At 61.3% G+C, this 21,782-nt stretch carries 16 protein-coding genes; 8 read left to right on the forward strand and 8 right to left on the reverse strand.

All coding sequences use genetic code 11. The features are described from left to right. The first annotated feature begins 634 nt into the window (after positions 1-634). Entirely contained in the window at positions 635-1,177 is a 543-nt protein-coding gene (locus HMPREF2924_RS08800; RefSeq protein WP_003122765.1) for a hypothetical protein, read from the forward strand. A 22-nt stretch (positions 1,178-1,199) separates the two neighbouring features. Here the strand turns inward: HMPREF2924_RS08800 and HMPREF2924_RS08805 are convergent, their stop codons facing one another. After that, on the reverse strand, positions 1,200-2,399 hold the full coding sequence (locus HMPREF2924_RS08805) for a PucR family transcriptional regulator (protein ID WP_003132016.1): 1,200 nt from the start codon (positions 2,397-2,399) through the stop codon (positions 1,200-1,202). 293 nt (positions 2,400-2,692) lie between these two features. On the opposite strand from HMPREF2924_RS08805, the gene HMPREF2924_RS08810 reads away from it, so the two are divergent. Then, complete coding sequence (locus HMPREF2924_RS08810) at positions 2,693-3,559, forward strand: phytanoyl-CoA dioxygenase family protein (protein WP_003089190.1); 867 nt, start codon at positions 2,693-2,695, stop codon at positions 3,557-3,559. A gap of 84 nt (positions 3,560-3,643) precedes the next feature. Here HMPREF2924_RS08810 and HMPREF2924_RS08815 read toward each other — a convergent pair whose 3' ends face one another. The 7 genes from HMPREF2924_RS08815 to HMPREF2924_RS08845 form a co-directional block, all read right to left on the reverse strand. After that, positions 3,644-4,606 carry a WD40/YVTN/BNR-like repeat-containing protein gene (locus HMPREF2924_RS08815; RefSeq protein ID WP_003124362.1) on the reverse strand — a complete coding sequence of 321 codons (963 nt, stop codon included), beginning with the start codon at positions 4,604-4,606 and terminating at the stop codon, positions 3,644-3,646. Between the two features lie 10 nt (positions 4,607-4,616). Continuing rightward, a complete protein-coding gene (locus HMPREF2924_RS08820; RefSeq protein ID WP_023094735.1) occupies positions 4,617-7,019 on the reverse strand; it encodes an efflux RND transporter permease subunit in 2,403 nt (800 codons plus the stop codon). A gap of 8 nt (positions 7,020-7,027) precedes the next feature. Further along, complete coding sequence (locus HMPREF2924_RS08825; protein WP_023094736.1) at positions 7,028-8,674, reverse strand: DUF1302 domain-containing protein; 1,647 nt, start codon at positions 8,672-8,674, stop codon at positions 7,028-7,030. A 23-nt stretch (positions 8,675-8,697) separates the two neighbouring features. Continuing rightward, the gene (locus tag HMPREF2924_RS08830) at positions 8,698-10,122 is read right to left on the reverse strand and encodes a DUF1329 domain-containing protein (protein ID WP_003132022.1); all 1,425 of its coding nucleotides are present in this window, start codon (positions 10,120-10,122) and stop codon (positions 8,698-8,700) included. 555 nt (positions 10,123-10,677) lie between these two features. After that, positions 10,678-11,325 (reverse strand): hypothetical protein, encoded by a 648-nt coding sequence (locus HMPREF2924_RS08835; protein ID WP_003132024.1) that lies wholly within the window; start codon positions 11,323-11,325, stop codon positions 10,678-10,680. Between the two features lie 110 nt (positions 11,326-11,435). After that, positions 11,436-12,803, reverse strand: a complete 1,368-nt coding sequence (locus HMPREF2924_RS08840; protein WP_003132027.1) for an NAD(P)/FAD-dependent oxidoreductase — start codon at positions 12,801-12,803, stop codon at positions 11,436-11,438. A 61-nt stretch (positions 12,804-12,864) separates the two neighbouring features. Next, a complete protein-coding gene (locus HMPREF2924_RS08845; protein WP_023089827.1) occupies positions 12,865-13,752 on the reverse strand; it encodes a phytanoyl-CoA dioxygenase family protein in 888 nt (295 codons plus the stop codon). Positions 13,753-14,200: 448 nt separating this feature from the next. On the opposite strand from HMPREF2924_RS08845, the gene HMPREF2924_RS08850 reads away from it, so the two are divergent. The 6 genes from HMPREF2924_RS08850 (at position 14,201) to HMPREF2924_RS08875 (ending at position 21,781) form a co-directional block, all read left to right on the forward strand. Then, positions 14,201-14,782 carry a TetR/AcrR family transcriptional regulator gene (locus HMPREF2924_RS08850; protein ID WP_003089176.1) on the forward strand — a complete coding sequence of 194 codons (582 nt, stop codon included), beginning with the start codon at positions 14,201-14,203 and terminating at the stop codon, positions 14,780-14,782. Positions 14,783-15,147: 365 nt separating this feature from the next. Next, positions 15,148-16,674: a flavin-containing monooxygenase gene (locus HMPREF2924_RS08855; RefSeq protein ID WP_016253449.1), complete on the forward strand. Its 1,527-nt coding sequence runs from the start codon at positions 15,148-15,150 to the stop codon at positions 16,672-16,674. Continuing rightward, positions 16,671-17,546 (forward strand): alpha/beta fold hydrolase, encoded by an 876-nt coding sequence (locus tag HMPREF2924_RS08860; protein ID WP_003089172.1) that lies wholly within the window; start codon positions 16,671-16,673, stop codon positions 17,544-17,546. The genes HMPREF2924_RS08855 and HMPREF2924_RS08860 overlap by 4 nt, the downstream gene beginning before the upstream one ends. A 230-nt stretch (positions 17,547-17,776) precedes the next feature. Further along, positions 17,777-18,934, forward strand: a complete 1,158-nt coding sequence (locus tag HMPREF2924_RS08865; protein WP_003089170.1) for an iron-containing alcohol dehydrogenase — start codon at positions 17,777-17,779, stop codon at positions 18,932-18,934. A gap of 12 nt (positions 18,935-18,946) precedes the next feature. Beyond that, positions 18,947-20,278, forward strand: coding sequence for an APC family permease (locus tag HMPREF2924_RS08870; RefSeq protein WP_003132033.1), 1,332 nt, complete (start codon positions 18,947-18,949; stop codon positions 20,276-20,278). A gap of 78 nt (positions 20,279-20,356) precedes the next feature. Next, positions 20,357-21,781: a gamma-aminobutyraldehyde dehydrogenase gene (locus tag HMPREF2924_RS08875; protein ID WP_003132035.1), complete on the forward strand. Its 1,425-nt coding sequence runs from the start codon at positions 20,357-20,359 to the stop codon at positions 21,779-21,781. Position 21,782: the final 1 nt, after the last annotated feature.

Below are 21,782 nucleotides of genomic sequence, written 5' to 3' on the forward strand. Positions count from 1 at the left end.
GCTGTGGTGATAACCCTGGCTTCGCATAATGTATATTATGTTAAATTATGTAAATCGTTTATTAGACCCTTGCTCTTTTGCGCTCCGTTCCCGCTTCCATGCTTGGTTTGAAGCCTTCAGTCGAGTCCCACACCTCGACGGCTTGCTGCCCAGGTTAAATCCCGGACAGATTTGGCAGCACCCGCACAAGACCTCTGCTACCTCCTTCGCACGGAGCCGATTGCAACAATGCGGTATCGCCCGACACGGACCCGACATGAGCAAATGCCCGTCCGCACGCTGAATATCGCGCAGCCATGAAGCTGCATCTGTACCGCGGCTCATTGGCCCCATTTTCACCCTGTGCCACGTACTCGCAGCCTGCCGGCTGCTCTGGCACTCCGTCTGGACAATGGATTGGCAATCAACAGTCGAATGGATAGATCGACGTTGAATGCATTGGGACGACGTCCGCTGTCTTGAGTCGAAACCGGAACATGACATGAAGATGAAATTGTAGGTATGTTCCATTGACGATGACGGCGCTGCTGCGGCAAGCGCCGTCCTGCATTGAATATTCAAAAAGTGTTCTGGCGGGACTCATCTTTCTATTCGAAGATGAAACGAGCAGGCAACCATAGTAGAAGGACGACGGATGTCACCTAGCCCCTCCCCCGACGAGCGTCGGCTTGTATTCGAAGCGCGCCGACTGACCATTGAAGCACTGGTGAAAATCTATCTTGAGCAGGTTTCTTCCTCAAGGAACCTGGTGACGGTCTACCTTCGCCTCATGTTCACGTTGTCACTCGGTGCCCTCGCCGGCGTGATAACTCTATATGGGACCATGCTTCGCTTTGGCACTTCGGCCAGTATCAGCATGATTACTCCCCTGGAGGTGGTTCTTGCTATCGCAGCGCTTGCGGCCCTGGTCACTTCGGCTCTGCTTTCCGCGCGTGCGCTCCAGAAAAGTGCATTCGATGTCGCTCCGCTCTTGCATAACCCATTTCCAAGCGCGGACTCGGTGATCGATTCAATATTCGATGCAGACGATATCGATGAGCGGCAAATACTCAGAAAGCTTTATTTCGCCCTGGACAAGACTGTCGAGCATCAGCCTCCTCTCAGGCTCAGCACTCGTCTGATCACCCTCTTCCTTATTGGCGGTCTTTTCCTGACCGGGGCATCCTTTTTACTGTGAAGAGCGCGTTCGGTCTTTATGGTTATTTATCATCATCGATCAGGGGAGTACTCCAGATCACCAGTTCAAGGGCCGCGGCGATCTGAATGCGATGATCGGCAAGCCGGACGGGCAACAGGTCCTGGGCACGCTCCAGCCGGCGCAGCAATGTGTTGCGATGCGTGCCCAGCGCTTCTGCGGTCTGGGTGACATTGCAGCCATTGGCCAGGAAGGCGTGCAGCGAGCGCTGAAGCACCGAAGGCTCCGTCGCCAGCCGCCCCAGGGTGCTCAAGACGAACTGCCTGGCCGCGCGGTCGTCCTGGGTCATCAGCGACACCATCCTCACCTGGTCGATGGTGGCAACGGCGGGTGCGCCCGCCAGGCGGCCCATCAGCCTTTGCGTCGTCAGGGCCTCCAGATGCGAGCGACGGAAGCCATTGACTCCCGTGCCCGGCGAGCCGATTGCCGCGCGAATCCCTGAAAACCGCAGTGCGATGCCTTGCAGCAGGTTCAGGTCCAGCGGTTTCGCCGCATGGCTCCAGACCCACAGGGTCGCGGGGCCGGCGAATACGATCAACGGCGCCGCCGTGCCCGTGAGTTGCGCCAGGGTACGCGCCACATCCTCCAGAAGGCGGATCTCGGCGTCCGGGCTTTCGCTCCAGACCAGGCCGGCGTAGTGCTTCTGGAAAAGGCTGTAGCCCAGCCGCCTGCCGAATTGCTCCGTATCCACATCCCTGCCGTCGAGCAGCCGACTGACCAGGCTTCGTTTGTCGATCGGGTCGTCATGGGCCTGGGCGCTCTTTTCTTCCAGGATGATCTGGGTCACCACACGCATGTTGCTGTCGATGAATTCCGAGATGGACCGCGACGAGACCTCCAGGAACTCCTCGAGCACCCTGGGATCCTGCGTCAGGTTGAAGGCCATCTTCATCCATAGCTCCCAGGCGGTGTTCTGTGTCGACCTCGCGACATTCATCAGCAGCTCGGACAGCCCTCTGCGGGCGAGCTCCCTGGCCGTGTCCACCATGTCGGCCGAGACGTAGGGTTGCACCGGTTCTCCGGGGCGCTGCAGATTGGCGTTCGCCCAATGCAGCAACTCTGCGCGGTTGGCGCGCCGGCACGCCGCGAGGATGACCGGGTCCTCCAGCAGCTTGGCATCTTCCGGTGAAGAGAACAGCGCCTGATTGAGGCGCTCGACCCACTCCGGCGGCAGCGCCTGAGCGAGCTCGGCGCCTTTGCGCATGAGTTCACGAACGGCTTCCGATGGGCGTGGCCAGGAGGATGGCGTACTGGTCATGGGCGGTGCAAATCACTCAAAAATCACAGAGGAAATGGTGCAGTTCGTACCTTGGCGCAAGGTTGGGGGAAACCTAGCATGAACTCACTGCCTGAACAAAAAATACAAGGAGGCGCCGTGACGCTCCATGTTCTTTTTTTGGGGTTTAGCGCAGTGGCAAGCGGGCTTGTTCGCCGGTGCCCGTTGCCCGGACAGCGACCCGCCTGCGCCAACCGTTCCTTCAATCCGGAGTTCTTTCAATGTCAGCCTCTCGCGATACCTTCAGCCTGCCCGTCGTAACCCGCTCGACTCCAGCGCAAGAGATTGCACTGCTGAGCGACCAGGCAGGTGCGGTGATCATCCGCAACTTCATGACCCCCGAACAAGTCGCACGGATCAACAACGAACTGGACGCTCCCCTGGCCGCGCTCGAGGCCGGCTCCAAGCACCAGCACGAGCTGATCGCCGAGTTCCATGGCCGCCAGACCAAACGGCTCACCAACCTCGTCACCCACAGCAAGACCTTTCGCGAGGAGATCCTCGATGACGACCTCTTTCACGACCTGGGGAACGTGCTCTACGCCGCGGAGTGCGGTGACTGGTGGCTGACCACGGCCCAGTTGATCGAGATCGGCCCAGGCAACAAAGCGCAAATGCTGCACCGCGACATGGCGCAGTACCAACCGTTCGTGGCCATGAATAAACATGCGCCGCGCACCATCACCAACCTGATGCTGGCGCTGACCGATTTCACCGAGGAAAACGGTGCCACGCGCTTGATCCCCGGGAGCCAGGACTGGGATGACTTCGACGATGTAGGAACCCCAGAAATGACGATCCCTGCCCTGTTGAAAGCAGGAGATGCCGTGCTGTTCGGCGGGAAAGTCGTTCATGGCGGCGGGGCCAACGTGACCGCTGACTTCTACCGTCGCGGGCTGACCATCCCGATGCAGGCTTCGATCATCACGCCTGAAGAGGCCTACCCGTTGATCGTGCCGCTCGAACTGGTCAGAACGCTTGCTCCGCGCGTTCAGAAGATCCTCGGCTTCCGCTCCCAGTACCCCAATGGCAGCCCAGGCCTGTGGCAACATAACTACGCAGACCTGGCCGACTATCTCCAGCTCTAGAAGTCTTCCACGCTGGCCGGCCTGGCCCCGAAGGCGCCAGGCCCAACCGCGTCCCCGGACAAGCAAAGAGGCCGGTGAACACTTTCATTCCTGGCGGGGCATTACTCCGCGACGTGAAAACAGCAGCGGCGTGCCGTCGGCGTTGAACAGCGCCGCCGTCAGCGAAAGGCCGTCAGCCGACGGTGCTTCCTGGAAACTGTTTCCACCATCCCTGCTCCGTACCTTCAGTCCGTCAAGCCCGACCGCCAATACCCGCGCGCCAGCCACTGCTATGGATGTGACCGAGCCCTTGCCTTGCGTTGGCACTCTGCGAAAAGCCTTGCCATCGGCAGAGCCCTGCAACAGGGTGCCACGCTGACCACCCAGCAGCAGACGCCCATCGGCCAGCACCGCGCCAGACCACAGGGTACCCTCATAGCCGGTATCCAGGTAACGCCAGTTCTTCCCCTGGTCGTCGGAGCGCAGCACCTGCCCATGCTCGGCCGTGGCGTACAGGCTGCCGTGGTTGTCGGCAAACAGCCCCATCAGGTTGAGGTCGGCCCGCTTGGCTCCTGGAGGCGCTTGCAACGGCTGCTCCGTCCATGTCTTGCCGCCATCTTCGGTGGTCAGCACCAACGACCAGAGCCCTACCGCAACGCCCTGCCGGGCATCGAAAAAGTGCACGGCGAACAGCGGCCGGTCTTCTTCGCTCGACAGGCGCTGGACCTGCCAGGATTCCCCGCCGTCGGCGGTGGACAGGATCGCCCCCCAGTGACCCACCGCCCAGCCGTGCCTGGCATCCACGAAGGACACACCCGTCAATGGCGTGGATAGTGGGACCGAGCGTGCCTGGCGCCACTGCCTGCCCTGGTCGTCGGACAACAACACGACACCGTGGTCGCCCACGGCAACCACCCGCTCTCCGGCCCAGCCGGCGGCCAGCATGGTGGCCTGCGTGGCATTGCCCGCCTGCACGGCCGGCATGGCCTGCAACGGCGCGGCCTGGAGAGACATCAGCGGCAATCCTGCTGCGAGCAAGGCCGCGGTGAATGAAACCCTGAACTTCATGCTTCTCTCCTCAATGCACCAGCGCGCCGATCATGCGCACGGGACGTTTGCGCGGGAACGCCCGCTCCAGCCACACGGCGAAGGCCGGCAGCACGGTCATGGCCATGACCATGTTGACGATGAACATGAAGGCCAGCAGCTTGCCCATGTCGGCCTGGAACTTGAGCTCCGAGAAGGCCCAGGTGGCCACGCCAACGGCCAGGGTGATGGCGGTGAAAATGGTGGCGACGCCCACCTCGAGCAGCGCGTACTCCACCGCCTTGGTGATCGTCTGGCCATGGGCCAGGTGCAGTTGCAGGCGGTTGTAGATGTAGAAGGCGTAATCGACGCCAATGCCCACTGCCAGCACCATCACCGGCAAGGTGGCGATGGTCAGGCCGATCTGCAGCTCCTTCATGAACCAGTAGCCAATGAAGGTGCCGATGGTCAGCGGCAGGCAACACACCAGGACCGCCCGCAAGTCGCGATAGACCACGAACACCAGCAAGGCGATGGCGGCATAGACGTAAAGCAGCATGGGGGTCTCGCTCTTCTCCACCTCTTCGTTGATCGCTGCCAGGACGCCGGCGTTGCCGGAGGCGAGGCGGATCGAAATGCCTGACATCGGATACTCGCTGCGGAACGCCTTGGCGGCGTCCACCACTCGGTTGATGGTCGTGGCCTTGTGATCGGCCAGGTACAGGTGCACGGCCGACATGCTGCAATCGGTGCGCATCAGCCCAGGGGTTCGCGCAACCTCGGTGGCCAGCGCGGCGTAGTTCATCGGGTCGATGGGCACCGCCGCCATCTTCGGGTTGCCTTCGTTGTAGCCCTCGTTGAACTGACGCATGGTGGTGGAAAAGGACGCGACCGAGAGGACGCCGGGCACCCCCTGCATGGCCCACACGAAACGATCCTGGTACTGGCCCAGGGCAACATCCTCGCAGGCCACCTCGGAAGGAGCCTTGTCGACTTCGAACACCACGCTGAGCCAGTCCAGGCCAATGTCGTAGTTGCTGGCGATGGAGACCGCGTCGCGATTGAAGCGCGAATCCTCGCGCAACTCCGGCGCCCCCGCCTGCAGCGTGCCGACGACGCGGTCATGGCTTTGCCAGATCGCCGCCAGGAACACCGCCAAGGCCGCGCCGAGCACCCACTGCGCCTTGCGTGGCTCGGCGAGCCGGGCCAGGCCCCGCAGCCAACGGCTGCGACGCTGCCGGGAAACCTCCTGGGCGGCTGCGTACTTGTCGTCGACGCGCAGCAACGACGCCATCAACGGCAGCATCACCAGGTTGGTGACGATCTTGTAGGCCACGCCAAGCGAAGCCGTGATCGCCAGTTCCCGCACCATCGGGATCGGGATCAACAGCAGCGTCACGAAGGAAACCAGCGCGGTCACCAGCGCCAGCGTCCCGGGAACCAGCAACCCGGTGAAGCTCGAGCGTGCCGCCTCTTCGGCGCTCTTGCCGATGGCGATCTCGCGCACGATGAAGTTGATTTGCTGCACGCCATGGGAAACCCCGATGGCGAACACCAGGAAGGGCACCAGCACTGCCAGCGGATCGAGCCCGTAGCCCAACAGGCGCAGGCTGCCGAACTGCCAGACCAGCGAGGCCAGCGAACAGACCAACGCCAGCAAGGTGAAACGCAGCGAGTGGCAATACCAGTACACCGCCCCCGCCGTCAGCAGCAACGCCAGCAAACAGAACTCCAGCACGGCTGAAGCTCCGTCGGCGATGTCGCCGATCTGCTTGGCGAAACCGATGATCTGGATTTCGAAATCGCCGTCTTCGAAGCGCTGGCGGATCTCTTTCTCCAGCCGATGGTTGAAGGCCACGTAGTCCAGATGGGCGCCCTGGCTATCGTACTCGTTGAGTTCCACCGTGATCATCGCGCTGCTCTGGTCCCGGGAAACCAGCGTACCGATGAAGCCGCCCTGGGCAGTGGAATTGGCGATCTTCGCGATGATCCGGTCATCCAGGTGCTCGGGAGAAACCGTCCCGGGTACCAGCGGATCAGCACGAAAACCTTCCTCGGTGATTTCGTTGACGAAGGCGTTGGGCGTCCACAGGGAGCGCACGCTGCTGCGCGATACTCCCGGGAGGAAGGTCACCGCCTGGGTGACGTCATACAGCCGCTTCAGGCCCGGGGCGCTCCAGATATCGCCCTCTCGGGCCTTGACCACGATGGTCAGTCGGTTCGCCCCGAGCAGGTCATTGCGGTAGGCCTCGAATGTCTCGATGTATTCGTGGCCTACCGGCAATTGCTTTTCGAAGCCGGCATCCATGCGCAGCTGTACGGCAAACCAGCCCATGATCAGCGTGAATACCGCCAGGCTCGCCAGCACCAGCCGGCGATGCCTGAACAACACACCTTCGACATATGACAACAGGCCACGTGTCGGGGCCTCAGGTAGCTTTACAGAACCGTTCACGGCAAGCCTCACAAGGCGCGGGAGATCGCGATGCCGACATAATCGCGGTCACGATAAAGCTGGTCGTAGGGCGTCTCACCGCCCATGAACTTCGCGTAGTTGAGGGAAATCTGCCAACTGGCCGGGTTCCGCACGAAGTTCAGGTACAGGTTCATGCTGCTCGCGTCCTCGGTGAAGGTTGCGCTGAGGTTCGGTGTCCGTCCTCCCAGCGACCGTGCATAGAAGACGCCCGGCGTGACCTGCCAGCCCGGCAACAAGGTGCCGTCATAGGTCAGGCTGAAGTCCAGGTTGATCCCTGAAGAGGTCTTGTCGCCACGGGACTTCGGCGCTCTGACAGGATCCAGCTGCCAGGCATTGAGTCCCGCGGCGAGCGGTTCGCCATTGACCTCGTCATGCAGCCCCGGGTACTTGATGACCACCAGTTCGGTCAGCAAGCTGCCCGTGCTGGCCCCGCTGAAATCCAGAAGCGTCGGGGAATTGGACGGCGTGAAGCTGTACAGGCCGGTCAGGTGCCACTGGAATTTCTTCTCGTCCTTCCAGCATTTGCCGCCGTTGCCAGTACACAGGTCGATGACCGGGTTGAGCATGACCGAGTCCTTCGGCCGGTACGACAGCTCCGTACCGACGGCCCAGTCACCGATCGGCATGTTGGCACTGATGCCGTACATCATCCGGTCTTCCTGGTACTCCCAGGTCGGTGCCGCCGCGAAGGTGTTCGGGTCGAGAATGGCGACACGCAACGATGGCAACTTGTCGTGATAACGCATTACGTAGAAGCCATAGGCGACGTCGCTGTCCTCCGGCTGCCAGCGCAGCGAAAGGCCCCACTGGCCGCTGTCGCGGGCGTCCTTTTCGGAGAATCCGTAGTCCCCCCTGCCCTCACCCAGCGCGTTGGTGGTGGACCAGTAGCTGCCCACCGGCGGCAATTCGCTCTTGTTCCAGCGGAATTGATAGTAGGCCTCGACGTTGACACCCGAGCCCAGGCCCGACGCGACACTGAGCATTGGCGCCGGCAGCACGGCCTCCTTGAGCTGCACGCCGGGGCGCGCCAAGGCCTGGTAATCGTAGGCGTTGGTATTGTTGATGCCACCGGCCACGAACAGGCTTTCGCCCCAGTTGATCACCTGGTTGCCCAGGCGTGCGCGGACCCGCTGCCCGCCCACGTCGAAGCCTTTGCTCACCCACAGGTCCAGCAGGCGGGCCTTGAACGCGAGATCGTCGCGGGCGTCGTCGCTCAGCCCGTTGCTGCCGACGCTCTCCGGGGTGTTGAACGACAGCGTGCCGGTGGTATCGGTGGCAGCGAAGTCGCGGATCCAGGTACCGCGCGCCATGAAGGTGATGTCCTCGGGCATCTTCAGCAACAGCTCATGGGTGCCCTTGAGGTAGTTGGTGAACATGTCGCCGCGGTCGTAGTTCAGGTCGCCCTGGTCGGCCACGCCGGAGCTCTGCGCCAGGCAGCCGGAGGGCGCGTTGTGCCCGGTCGGTCCCTGGTTGATCAGGTTGCAGCCCCGTGACTCGGTACGCAGGCCCATGCCTGCGGTGATCGTGGAGTCGAAGGAGCCATTGAGGGTTTCGGTTTCGAACGTGAATCCCATTGCCAGTGGGGTTGTGCACGCGATGACAAGGCCTGAGGCTTTCGTAATTATTTTTTTCATGCTGGCTCTCGATCTGACGTCGGTTAGCGCTCGCTGATGGCTCGCAGATTGTCGGAGGTGAAGAAGTCACGCTTCAGGCGGGGGGAGCCGTTGTCTTCGGTGAGCCAGCGAATATCGTTCTTGCCCGCACCGATCGAGGTCATGTCGAAGAGGTAGCGGCCATCCGCCAGGTTGTACTGGACCTGGGCCTGGACGTCGCAGGCGCCTGTCTCGTACACGGGAATCGAGAACCCTTCGCGCACTTTCCAGATCTGCCCTTGCTTGTCGTAGTCCACCGCCAGCAACGGGTTCCAGCTGTCCTCGTCGATGTAGAACATGCGCTTCGGCGCCTGATGGCGCATGCCTTGACGGACATTGGCCTCGACGACCCAGACCCGATGCAGCTCATAGCGACGCGACTGCGGCGCGATCGAGTCGTTGCCGGCAAACGTCTCCACCTTGGCGCCAGTGTCGTAGGCACCGAAATCGTTGTAAGGCACCAGCAACTCCTGTTTGCCGATCAGCTTCCAGTCGAAACGGTCCATGGTGCCGAAGAAGACGTTCGCCTCGTCGACGGTGTACTGGTTATCCAGGCCGATCTGTGGCGCATCGTAGGAGTACGACGGCATTCGCCGCACGCGGCGCTGGCCGGGGAAGTAGTAGAAGGTCGTGGCCTGTTCGCCGGCCACGGCAGTCTGTACCGCGGACTGGCCGGCCAGAGCAGCCGGCTCGAGGTAGTTGAAGAAGGTCGCATTCTCCAGGCGGCCAACTGACGAGAAGAGCGCACTCCCCTTTTTCCCCCAGGGCGTGAAGAAGAAGGTATCTGTCGACTGACGTAACCATTCCCCCCCTTTGCGTGGAGAAATTCCGGAAATGGTCCGGGGAATTTCGACGCCAACGCCGCGGTAGCGCATCTTCATGTTCCACATCACCTCGGCACCGCTACTCGGCATGGGGAACGGGATGCCCGGAACGTGAGCCTCGTCCAGAGCGAGGCCGGCAGCATCGAGCTTGGCGAAACCAACGTTCTGCCGGGTGTTCTCGACCACGAAGTCCGGAGCGCTACAGGTCCGACGGGTCGGATACACATCCATGCGATAGCCGGGAATCCTCTTGAACAGCTCGACCTGTCCGGGGGACAGCTTGCTCGAGTGTTGCGCGAGATTGTTCGCGTCGATGCTGTAGAGCGGCTTGTCGCCCTTGAACTTCCAGTGCTCTCCTCGCACCTGGCCGTAGCTCCATCCCTCGTCCTGCTGTCCAGGCTGCGTCCAGGCAGGAATATCCCCGCTTGCACTCGCTGCGATCTCCCCGCCCAAGGGGGTCAGTTTCGACCCCAGCGCCTCGGGGACCTGGGGCGCAGCCTGGACCGAACAGAACACGGTCGATAACGCGAGGGTCATGAACAACTGCTGCTGGAAAACACGACGGGTGGGCGCTTCACCTTCCAGCCGTTCAGTTACATCTTTCATTGGATGGCTCCTCACACAGGGCATGGACCGGTTGCTCGACCTCCCAAGGGGAAGAAGTCGGCTCCTGTCGATAATGATCATTTGACCTGATCAATTGACCATGTCGGGCGATCATGAGGCAAACCATATGCCAGTTCTCTTTCATGTTTTTTTAATTGTTATAAATCAGGCGGTTATGGAAAAAGTTCTGTTCCAGGCCCAGTGCCCTGTGCACCACCTTGGGAAGTAAAGAAACATGTGTTACCTGGAGATGCTTGGTAACAGGGCACAAGAGAGCTTGAGGGGAACTTTCGTAGATATCGGCTCGGGCATTTTCAATTGTCGTTTCGCCTCGAGTCAGAGGGAGCGATCGGATATGACCGGTCATGAATCGAGCAACTTTATCCGACAATGCACGCTCCGCGGCGGAGCGGGACTATAGCGGATGTAATGCCTGCAAAAAAAAACCGCCCCGAAGGGCGGTAAAAGGCAGGGCCAGGGCCTGCCATGGAGTTACAGCAGAACAGTTCTGCCAGGTTATCGGGTCAGAAAGAAAAACTTGTCGCGCCGTATTGTTTAGCGTGGACGAGGAAACGCTTGGCCGTATACCTTGTTCGAACGCTCCAGCGCACCATAGGCATAGTACAACTGCACCATGGAATAGGACCAAGCCAGGAAGGCCATGGTCATGAAGACCATCTTCGTGTCGTCTCCCGGAATCGGGAAGAAGTCATACCTGAGCGCTACTACCAGGCCCGCCAGCCCGCCAACGATGGTGGCCAGAGTATGGAGGGCTTCGCCTGCACGGGCCAGTTGCAAGGTGAAGTAGCAAAGATACAAGGTATAGGCTGACCACATGAATACATAGAAATAAGGGAGGAATCCCTCGATGATTCCAGACAGGAAATAGACGCCGGTAGCGGCAAAGCCAGCTACAAAAATGAGGATATCCTTGGTGGGCGACGGTTTGTAATCGTGGGTAACTGCCATTAGCCCGAGCGTAGCGATAACTGGCACTCCCACCCCTCGCGAAAAGGCGTCGAGAAAGATCGCGATGTTGTAGTTGGCTTGCCAGCCGGTGGCTATGAATGTAGTGAAGTTCGATGCCGAGATACCTACGATCAAGAACTCCAGACCAAGCAAATAGTTTTTCCGCCTGATGAATGCAGCGCCATAAAACAATCCGGAAATCACCAGGAGAATACATGAGAGCAGAGCGAACAAGTCTCTCGGTTCCACGTTAACTGCCCCTTCAGATAGAGTTGTATCGATGCCTTGTGTCTAATCGGTGCAAGGGAGCACGGGCATATCCCCATTAACTCCCCGCATCGTTATCAGCCGTTCAAGGCTTTGTCTTTGCGCACTTTCTTGTCGGTCCATGCATCCAGTAGCCTGGCGGCCGCAAAGGCCGACTTTATGGCGCACCATTGAAGTGGCTCGGGTAGCATGGATGGCGTCTTGTGTTCCAGCGCCGCTAGCAGCGGAGGCTCTCCACCGCCGATTCGCTCGGCGAAAAGCGCGCCCATGAGCGATTGAGTGGCAAGGCCATGCCCTGAACATCCCGCCGTATAGAAGATGTTCTGCTTGGCCCCTGTCACCCCGACCACGGGGAGGAAGTCGTAGGCCCCGCTGATATACCCGCTCCAGCAATGCCGAATGGCAAGGCCCTGCAAGGAAGGAAAACGTTCGCGCAACACTCTCGACAACGCGGCGTAGGCGGCGTGGTCCGGAACATTGGGTGTCTTCGAGCCGTAGGCATAACCCAATTGCTTCACGGTCAGCAGCAGGGTGTCATGGGCCGTCAGGCGATGACTTTCCATGGTGTAGTGCGGCGTAATGAGGCCTTCACGCTCTTGCCAACCCAGGGACGCCAGTTGCTCCGCCGATAGCGGCTGGGTTTCGATTGCCGAAACCCGGATCGGTGCAACCTTGTTGCGTAGCACTCCCAGCTGAGGCGTGTAGGCGTTGGTCGCCAGAACCATTACAGGGGCGGTGGCGATACCCTGGGCCGTATTGCAGGTAATCACCTGTCCTTCACAGTAGGAAAGCACCGGCGTGCGTTCGTACAATTTCACGCCAGCCTTGATTGCCGCACGACGCAGGCCGTTGACATACTTTCCCGGATTCAAGGTGCCGCCACGCTGCTCGCTGCCAAACAGGAATGCGGGCGGTATGCCTCGCGCGCGCATCTCGGCGCTATCCACGAAGCGAGTGACAGAGCCCAGCGCGTGGCCAAGCTCCATGTTCGCTCGCAGTCGCTTTTCCTGGCTGGGATGGACGGCGGCCCGGATGATTCCCGAGGGCGTGTAATCGCAATCGATGTCCAGCGCAGCCAAACGCTCTTCCACATAAGTGACGGCCTCGTCATAGAAACCGACGAACTTACGTGCCTGCTCAAGCCCCACTCGCTTGACGAAAACCTCGCATTCTATGCCCATGCTGCCGAGCAGATACCCGGCATTGCGCCCGCTGGCCCCGAAGCCTGCGAACTGCTGTTCCAGAACGATGACGTTCGCTCCACGCGCCCTTAGTTCCAGCGCCGTTGACAGGCCGGCGAACCCGGCGCCGACCACGACTACGTCTGCGTGCTCGTGGCCTGTCAGCGCCGGCTGCAGGTCGTCTGGCTGCTCCACCCATCCGCCAAGGCTGCGGAATCTCATGGGTTCGGCATTGTTGCGTGCCGCTCCGTTGAAGGCATTCATTCACATCACTCCCGGGTTGCCGGACGTTGTTCCTCTCATGGGCCGATCCATGGCAGTGCCGCTAGAACCCCTTCCCTGCCTCGGAAAAGGAGGGCATGCCCAGCAGCTCTTGCGGGTCACGCATCTGACCATCGATCTCCACCCATCCCAGTAGCGTGGAACTGGCACTCCACCCCAGCAGACGCTGCATTTGCGCGGGGAGTTGCCGAACGCGCTCGACGGGTATGGAAAGGAAGTGGTTTTCTTCCAGGCGCAGGAAGGCCAGGTCGTAGGCCATGGTCAGGCCTGTGCGAGGAGCGTCGGATCTGTTGGCGCCACCGCCGTGATATACCGATCCCAACCAGAGAAGCGCAGTGCCTGCCTTCATTTCTGCGCCGATGGTTTCTTCCTGGGTGGGCATCCGTTCGTCATCCCATTGATGACTGCCAGGAATGACCCGCGTCGCGCCGTTCTCTTCGGTGAAGTCGGTAATCGCCAGCATGAGCTGCAAGCGAGCCTCGCGACCATACTGCGGATGCCGCCAGAGCGAAGTGGCATCGTCGCGATGCAGGGGTTGAAGACCTTGTCCAGGCCCGATCTGTATGGCCTGGGTCATGCTCAGTTGGATATCGGGCGTGATCTCGACCCGATCGTTCCCTACCCAGACATGGGTGGGAGTCTGCAATACCTGCTTTGCCGTCTCGAGGAACAGGGGGTTCAGTGCCACTTCCACGGCGGAGTCGCTTTTCGCCAGGATCCGCGCGGTACGTCGAGTCTGGGTGCCGGCGAAGTAAGGGTCCATGCCGCAGGGGGTAACGCCCAGATAGCTGTCCAGGTCCTCGGTAAGAGACTTCAAGGTTTCTTCCGAGACGAAGTTGCAAATAGCGACAGCGCCATCACGCCTGATGATTTCCACTACCTGCTCGATCGGGGTGTCGCAGCTGACTGTCGTCAATCTTCGCGTACTCATCTGATGCCTACCTGTGTGGTGTTGTCATTGTTCTGCAGGGCCTCCGCAATCAGCCTCAGCCCATGAGCGTTCACTCTCATGCGGTCAGACCGCCCTCTCCTTGCGCCTGGCGCGGAAAGGAGGTTTGATCATACGACATGATCATGTGATCAAGTCAAACGATTAATAATTCTGCGTGGCATCTCGGCGCTCAGGAAAGGCCTGCCGAATCAAGATGCGGCTCTACGCGGGTTCGCGCTGGCGATAGCGGATTGCCCAGGCTCGATCCTGTTCCGCTTCGGCTACGCATCGCCTGCGGTCGGAGCGAAACATCTGGAGAGACAAAGGGGCGCTGCCTTGGTCTTCAGGCGTGTCGACTCATGGATTGGAGAACGGCCATGCGTTAGCATTCGTCCCGGTCGACAGCGGACCAGTCGCCTGGCGGCAACACCGAAGAAGGAGAAGCTGAATGGCTCGAGTGGGCGCCGAAGTGCGCAGGCAAGACTTTATTGAGGCCGCCGTGAAGGTGATCGCGGAATATGGTGTGGCGAATGCCACTACCCGTCGCATCGCGGCCGCGGCGAATTCTCCATTGGCCTCCCTGCACTATGTCTTCCACACCAAGGACGAATTGTTCGACGCGGTCTATGAATCCCTGATAGACACGCCACAGCAGTCCTTGCTGCACGTTACGGCGGGAGCCACGGCGGCAGACTCGGTAGCAGAGATATTGCGCCAGTTGGTCGGGTGGTTCACCACGCATCCGCAACTGGCGACTACGCAGTTCGAGCTGTTTTTCTGGAATCTGCGTAACAACCCCGCGATGGCGAGCAAGATCTACACCGACTCCATCGAAGCGACGAAGCAGGCCATCGAACAGGTCGCTGGCTCGGTGTTGGACCAGGAAGCGCTGGGCACTGTCAGTCGCTTGCTCATCAACCTGTTCGATGGCTTGCTTCTCGCCTGGTCCGCCCATGGTGACCAGGAACGGCTGAATGCCGAGACCGAAGCCGCCTGCCAGGCTGTGAAGCTGTTGGTGGCCAGCTTCTGATCTTTTCGAAGGCGCATCTCTAGAGAGGGGCATGGTGACACGGTTCGCCGTGCCCCTGCTCTTTGGGCCTCTTGCCAGTGCAGGTGCGACGCCTCTTCTAGCTCTCCTCTCCCCGCCTCCAGCGGAATCCTGGGCGGCCACCTCGCCCGGTCTCCTCCTCGTAATCCTGCAAGCTGACTGTGCGCTTCTCGTCCATGGATCAGGCCTTCCGCCATGGCCTGGTGTGGCGCCTAGGTGCAAATAAACCCAAACCGATGGAAACCTGGTGCATTTCGCACCTTGTACCAGCAACTCGCTCGCGTCTATTCTGGTCAAACGATCAAGTCAAAAGATCAAGTCTCTATAACACAACAATAGGAGGCGACATGTCCTCTCACACTGCTCTTCCAATTGAGCCGCTCGATGTTCTGATCATAGGAGCCGGTGTGTCTGGCATCGGCGCTGCGGCTTACCTTCGACGTCACCAACCGAACAAGGTGTTTGCGATTCTCGAGTCCCGGGAGCGAATGGGCGGCACCTGGGACCTGTTCCGCTATCCCGGCATACGTTCCGACTCCGACCTGTACACCTTCGGCTTCGACTTCAAGCCTTGGACCAAGGCGAAATCTCTGGCGGATGCCGCCGACATTCTCGAATACCTGCGAGAAGCCGTCGCTGAATACCAGTTGGACCCCTTCATCCAGTACCGGCAGAAAGTGGTCTCGGCGAATTGGCAGAGCGACAAAGGGCTGTGGGCAGTATGCGTCGAGGACGGCCACACGGCAGAAACCCGCACCATCGAATGCCGCTGGCTGTTCAGCGCAGGCGGTTACTACCGTTATGACCAAGGCTTCAGCCCACGCTTCGAGGGCGCGGAGCAGTTCAAGGGACAAATCATCCACCCGCAACACTGGCCCGAGCGCTTGGACTATCGGGGCAAGCATGTGGTGGTCATTGGCAGCGGCGCAACGGCGGTGACCCTGATTCCCGCCATGGCCGACGAGGTCGCCAGCATCACCATGTTGCAGCGGACGCCCTCCTATATCGTCAACCAGCCCGCCAACGATTCCGTTGCCGCTTTTCTTCGCAAGATTCTGCCGGCGCAAACCGCCTACTCACTGACGCGCTACAAGAATGCCAAGATCACCCTGGTCTTCTGGCGATTCTGCCAGCGCTTCCCCGGGCTCGCCCGCAAGCTGCTCATATGGCTGACCCGTAGAGAATTACCGAAGGGCTATCCGGTCGACGTTCATTTCAACCCGCCCTACAAGCCCTGGGACCAACGCTTGTGCTCGGTTCCCGAAGGCGATCTTTTCAAGGCCATCAGTGCAGGTAAAGCCTCGGTCGTTACCGACCATATCGAGCGCTTTACCGAGTCCGGTGTCTTGCTCAAGTCCGGCACGGAACTGAAGGCCGATATCATCATCACGGCCACCGGTCTGAACGTGCAGTTGTTCGGCGGTATCGCCCTGCACAAGGATGGCGAGCCGGTAGTGTTGAGCCAGACGCTGGCGTACAAGGGCACGATGCTTTCCGGCGTACCCAACTTTGCCTTTGCGGTGGGCTATACCAACTCATCCTGGACGCTGAAAGTGTGCCTGCTGTGCGACCACTTCTGTCGCTTGCTGGGCTTCATGGACAGCCAGGGCCATAACGTCTGCGAGCCGAAGGCGCCGGATGGTGTCGAAACCCGTCCCCTGCTGGATTTCGGGGCCGGATATGTCCAGCGGGCATTGGATAGCATGCCGCGCCAGGGGCCTCGCGAGCCCTGGGTGATGTCGATGGATTACTTCCGTGACATCAAGCTTTTGCGCCGAGGGAAGGTCGCCGACGAATGCCTCCGGTTCAGCACGGTGCCTGACGCCTACCTGCACAGAAGCGTGGCGCTTCAGACTCAGGGCGGCGGGCGATGACTGCGGATCGGTTCTGCGAGCTACCGGGCAAGCGTAGCCTCTGCTATCGCAGCCACGGTCCGGAAACCGCGCCTGCGGTCATCCTCATCGTCGGCCTGGGGCTGCAATTGATCTATTGGCCTGAAGCGCTCATCGCCGGTCTGGTCGAGCGGGGCCTGCGCGTGATCACGCTGGACAACCGTGACTCGGGCAGGTCTTTCTTCACCGAGGTTACCCCGCCCACGACCCTGCAACAGTTCTTCCGTAAACCGACTGCGGGGTATGACCTGGGCGACATGGCCGACGATGTGATCGGCCTCATGGATGGCCTGCGCCTGGGTGCGGCGCACGTCGTAGGGATGTCGATGGGCGGCATGATCGCCCAGACACTTGCCGCTCGTTATCCGCAGCGAGTCATGAGCCTGGCGTCCATCTTCTCGACGACAGGATCGCTGCGAGTAGGCCAGCCAGCGTTCAAGACCATCTTGCAGCTTCTCCGGCGCCCTCCCCGGAACCAGCAGGAGAGCGTTCGCGACTATGTGGAGATCATGCGTTCCGTCGGTACGACGCTGGAATGGGACGAGCAGGCCCATCGCGACTACGCCATGCAAGCCTGGGAACGAGGCGGCGGGGAAGCGAGCAACCTCGGGATGGCGAGGCAGATCGGCGCCATCATCAACTCGGGCGACCGAACGCAGGAACTCCAGCGAATTCGCTGCAACACGCTGGTCATCCATGCTGAGAAAGACCTCATGGTCGCCACCAGCGGAGGCTTCGCCACGGCGGCGGCCATTCCCAGGGCACGCTTGGTGCTGTTGCCGGGAATGGGGCATGACTTCCCCGCCTGCCTGACAGGAACGCTGCTTTCCCTGCTCGCAGGCCAAATGCATTAGTACGGAACATCCCTTCAGGGGCGGGTGGGTGCCGCCCCTCTTTTTACACCTCGGGACTTGCATGGGGCTTTTCGAAGTTCGTGCTTATCCAGGCCCACATAAGACAAAAAGGTTCCCGGTTGATTCTCGACCGCAGAGCCATGCATCACACGCCGGAGCCGTTGGTTCGCCCTGCGCGTGAATTCCTCCACTGCCGTTCAACAACGACAAAAATCGAGCAAGAGGTACGTATGGAATTCAAGTTCTTACTCCCCGCCAAAGTCGTGATGGGACCCGGCCTGCGTGAGCGCACCGGCGAATACCTGCGGGAACTCGGCATGGCGCATGTGCTGATCGTGACGGACGCCGGGGTAAAGGCCGCAGGCCTGTTGAATGGCGTGTATGCCAGCCTGAATGAGTGGGAGATCGCGTTCGACGAGATATCGGACGTCAAGGCAAACCCTCGCAGCGAAGACATCAACCAGGCGGCGCAGCTGTATCGCGGCAAAGGTATCCAAGGCCTGCTGGCCATCGGCGGCGGCAGCGCGATGGACGCGGCCAAGGCGATCAGCCTGCTGCTGACCCACGAGGGTCGGATCGAAGACTACGAGGGCTCTTTCACCCTCAGGCACGCCATCCCACCTATCGTCGCCATCCCGACCACCGCCGGAACCGGCAGCGAAGTGACCTGTTTCTCGGTGATCACCGATACCGCCCGGCATTTCAAGATGAGCGTCCAGGATTACCGGGTGGGCCCCGTTCTGGCATTGCTCGACTCCCGCATTCTCGACACGCTGCCTGCATCGATTGCCGCCGCAACCGGCATGGATGCTCTCACCCACGCCATCGAAGCCTACACCTGCCGCGTGTCGAACCCGATCAGCGACGGGCTGGCGCTGCATGCCATCCGCCTGATCAGCCAATACCTCAGGCCCGCCGTACTGGAGCCGGGCAACCTGCATGCACGCGAGCAAATGCTGGTGGCCAGCCTGATCGCCGGCATGGCCTTCGGTAACGCGGACGTCGGCAGCGTGCACTGCATTTCCGAAGCCATCGGTGGCATGTACGACACGCCACACGGCGTGGGCAACGCGATCTTCCTGCCCTTCGTGTTCGGCCATAACCGCGACGCCGACATCACCCGCCACGCGCAGGTCGCCTATGCACTGGGTATCGACCCCAACCTCTCGCCGGCCGAGGCCGCCGAGGCCGCCGTTGGCTACCTGTTCCAGATGAGCAAGGACCTGGGCATCCCCCGCTTCGCCGAGGTGAAAGGCGTGCGCGAGGAAGACTTCCTGAGCATCGCCGAAAAGTCGAAGAAGAATTTCTCCGACGGCAGCAATGCCAAGCAAATGACGGTGGAAACCTACCGTGAAATCGTCGCCGCCGCTTACCACTACGTAGCGTGAAGGAGGCCCGTCATGAGCGAATCAATCGCCGGCGCTTCATTGAAGCGCACGCTGGGTCCGTTTTCCGTTCTGCTGTTCGGTCTGGCGTTCCTCGCTCCGTTGATCGTGTTCGGCACCTATGGCGTGATCACGCAGGCCAGCGGCAACACCACGGCGATGGCCTACCTGATCGCGGCAATCGGCGTGGTGTTCACGGCCTTGAGCTATGGCCGGCTGGTCAGGGTGTTCCCGGTCGCCGGTTCGGCCTACACCTATACCCGCAAGATGCTGAGCGCGAACCTCGGCTTCATGGTGGGCTGGGCCGCCCTGCTCGATTACTTCTTCATCCCGATGCTGATCTGGCTGCTCGGCGCCAGCTACCTCAACATGGCCTTTCCAGAGGTGCCGCAATGGGTGTGGATCATCGGCTTCATCGTCTCCACCTCGCTGCTTAATATCCTGGGCATCCAGGTCGCCAACCGCTTCAACGTGCTGTTGATGGTCGCGCAACTGGCCATCATCGTCGTGTTCATCAGCCTGTGCGTGCACTACATCGTCGCGGCCAACGGCCCTGGCGGGCTGCTGTCGGCCAAGCCGTTCTTCAACCCGGACGTGTCCTTCGCCACCAGCATGGCCGGCGCCGCCATTGCCGCGTACTCGTTCCTGGGCTTCGACGCGCTGTCCACGCTCAGCGAGGAGACCCGCGACCCGGACCGGACACTGCCGCGCGCGATCCTGCTGGTCGCATTGATCGGCGGCTCGGTCTACGTCGGCTCGTCGTACTTCATGTACCTGGCGCACCCCTCCCCCGCCTTCGAGCATGTGGACGGCGCCGCCTTCGAGATCGCCCGCATGATCGGCGGCGACCTGTTCTTCGGCGTGGTCCTGGCGGGGATCATCATCGCCCACTTCGCCGCAGGCATGTCGTTCCAGGCCAGCGTGGGCCGGCTGCTGTACGCCCTGGGGCGGGACAACCAACTGCCGCGCAAGCTGTTCGGTGCCCTGCATCCTCGCTACAAGACCCCGGCCTTCAACATTCTGCTCTGCGGCATTTTCGGCTGCGCGGGTTTTGCCCTGACGATCGCCACCGCGACGTCCCTGGTCAATTTCGGCGCGTTTCTCGCCTTCAGCGCAGTCAACCTTTGCGCGTTGCGGCTCTCCTTCGATACCCGCCTCGGAGACGGGGCAGGCTTGCTGCGCGGGGTGCTCTGCCCGCTCGTTGGCCTGGTCACGGCCGGGTGGATGCTGGTCAGCCTGGATAAAGACGCGCTGATCATGGGCTGTAGCTGGCTGGGCCTGGGGGCGGTCTATCTCGCTTGCCGGACCAGCTTCTTCCGCAACCCGGTGCCCGACGCGCTGGCGTAGCGACCACCCTTCTATCGAACGCTCTGACAACAACCACAAGGCCGGCTTCGAGCCTGCCCTTCAATGGCGAGAATCGATATGCAAACCAAACTTCTGATCAATGGTGCCCTGGTGGCCGGCGAAGGCGAGAGCCACGCGGTGTACAACCCGTCCCAGGGCAACGTCCTGGTGCGAATTACCGAGGCCAGCGGCGCCCAGGTCCATGCCGCGGTGCAGAGCGCGGATGCGGCCTTCGACGCCTGGTCGCAAACGCCGCCCAAGGATCGCGCGACCCTGCTGCTCAAGCTCGCCGAGCGCATCGATGCCCAGGCGCACGTGTTCGCTCGCCTGGAGGCGGACAACTGCGGCAAGCCTTTCAACGCCGTGCTGCTGGACGAACTGCCCGCCGTGTCGGACGTGTTCCGTTTCTTTGCCGGCGCCGTGCGCTGCCTGCAGGGCTCGGCGGCGGGAGAGTACGTCCCGGGGCATACCTCGATGATCCGCCGCGACGCGGTAGGCGTGGTCGCCTCCATCGCGCCGTGGAACTATCCGTTGTTGATGGCAGCGTGGAAACTCGGCCCGGCATTGGCCGGCGGCAACACCGTGGTGCTGAAACCGTCGGAGCACACGCCGCTGAGTACCTTGAAACTGGGCGAGCTGCTTGCCGAGATCTTCCCCGCCGGCGTGGTCAACATCGTCCACGGTCGAGGTGCCTCGGTGGGTGAGCCGCTGACCAGCCATGCCCAGGTGCGCATGGTGTCGCTGACCGGCTCCGTGCGCACCGGCAGCCGGATCATCGAAGGTACGGCCGAGAGTGTGAAACGCATGCACATGGAGTTGGGGGGCAAGGCTCCTGTACTGATCTTCGACGATGCCGACATCGACGCCGCCGTCGAAGGCATCCGCGCCTTCGGCTTCTACAACGCCGGCCAGGACTGTACCGCCGCGTGCCGCCTCTATGTGCAGAAAGGGGTCTACCAGGAGTTCGTTCGCAAGCTCGGCGAGGCCGTATCCAGCATCCGGTGCGGGCTGCCGGACGATCCGGCGACCGAGATGGGACCGCTGATCACCAAGGAGCATCTGGAGCGTGTCGAGGGGTTCGTGAACCGGGCCAGGGAGTTGCCGCACATCGAAGTGGTCACCGGCGGCAAGCGCGCCGAGGGTGCCGGCTTCTTCTTCGAGCCGACGGTCCTGGCCGGCGCTACGCAGGAGGATGAGGTGGTGCGCCGCGAGATCTTCGGCCCGGTGGTGACCGTCTCGTCGTTCGAGGATGAAGCCCAGGCGTTGGCTTGGGCGAACGACTCCGACTACGGCCTGGCGTCTTCGGTATGGACCGCCGATGTGGGGCGCGCTCATCGCCTGGCCGCCCGCCTGCAATACGGCTGCACCTGGGTCAACACCCACTTCATGCTGGTCAGCGAAATGCCCCACGGCGGGGTCAAGCTGTCCGGCTACGGCAAGGACCTGTCGATGTACGGCCTGGAAGACTACACCGTGGTGCGCCACGTGATGTTCAAGCACTGAC

This window comes from Pseudomonas sp. HMSC063H08 (assembly GCF_001813645.1).
GTDB classification, from domain to species: Bacteria; Pseudomonadota; Gammaproteobacteria; order Pseudomonadales; family Pseudomonadaceae; genus Pseudomonas; species Pseudomonas aeruginosa.

Excerpts from the sequence above, each read along its gene's own strand:
- HMPREF2924_RS08845 (WP_023089827.1), bottom strand. The coding sequence starts at position 13,752 with ATGAGTACGCGAAGATTGACGACAGTCAGCTGCGACACCCCGATCGAG.
- HMPREF2924_RS08830 (WP_003132022.1), bottom strand. The coding sequence starts at position 10,122 with ATGAAAGATGTAACTGAACGGCTGGAAGGTGAAGCGCCCACCCGTCGT.
- HMPREF2924_RS08840 (WP_003132027.1), bottom strand. The coding sequence starts at position 12,803 with ATGAATGCCTTCAACGGAGCGGCACGCAACAATGCCGAACCCATGAGA.
- HMPREF2924_RS08870 (WP_003132033.1), top strand. The coding sequence starts at position 18,947 with ATGAGCGAATCAATCGCCGGCGCTTCATTGAAGCGCACGCTGGGTCCG.
- HMPREF2924_RS08865 (WP_003089170.1), top strand. The coding sequence starts at position 17,777 with ATGGAATTCAAGTTCTTACTCCCCGCCAAAGTCGTGATGGGACCCGGC.
- HMPREF2924_RS08810 (WP_003089190.1), top strand. The coding sequence starts at position 2,693 with ATGTCAGCCTCTCGCGATACCTTCAGCCTGCCCGTCGTAACCCGCTCG.
- HMPREF2924_RS08855 (WP_016253449.1), top strand. The coding sequence starts at position 15,148 with ATGTCCTCTCACACTGCTCTTCCAATTGAGCCGCTCGATGTTCTGATC.
- HMPREF2924_RS08825 (WP_023094736.1), bottom strand. The coding sequence starts at position 8,674 with ATGAAAAAAATAATTACGAAAGCCTCAGGCCTTGTCATCGCGTGCACA.
- HMPREF2924_RS08850 (WP_003089176.1), top strand. The coding sequence starts at position 14,201 with ATGGCTCGAGTGGGCGCCGAAGTGCGCAGGCAAGACTTTATTGAGGCC.
- HMPREF2924_RS08875 (WP_003132035.1), top strand. The coding sequence starts at position 20,357 with ATGCAAACCAAACTTCTGATCAATGGTGCCCTGGTGGCCGGCGAAGGC.
- HMPREF2924_RS08800 (WP_003122765.1), top strand. The coding sequence starts at position 635 with ATGTCACCTAGCCCCTCCCCCGACGAGCGTCGGCTTGTATTCGAAGCG.
- HMPREF2924_RS08815 (WP_003124362.1), bottom strand. The coding sequence starts at position 4,606 with ATGAAGTTCAGGGTTTCATTCACCGCGGCCTTGCTCGCAGCAGGATTG.
- HMPREF2924_RS08805 (WP_003132016.1), bottom strand. The coding sequence starts at position 2,399 with ATGCGCAAAGGCGCCGAGCTCGCTCAGGCGCTGCCGCCGGAGTGGGTC.
- HMPREF2924_RS08860 (WP_003089172.1), top strand. The coding sequence starts at position 16,671 with ATGACTGCGGATCGGTTCTGCGAGCTACCGGGCAAGCGTAGCCTCTGC.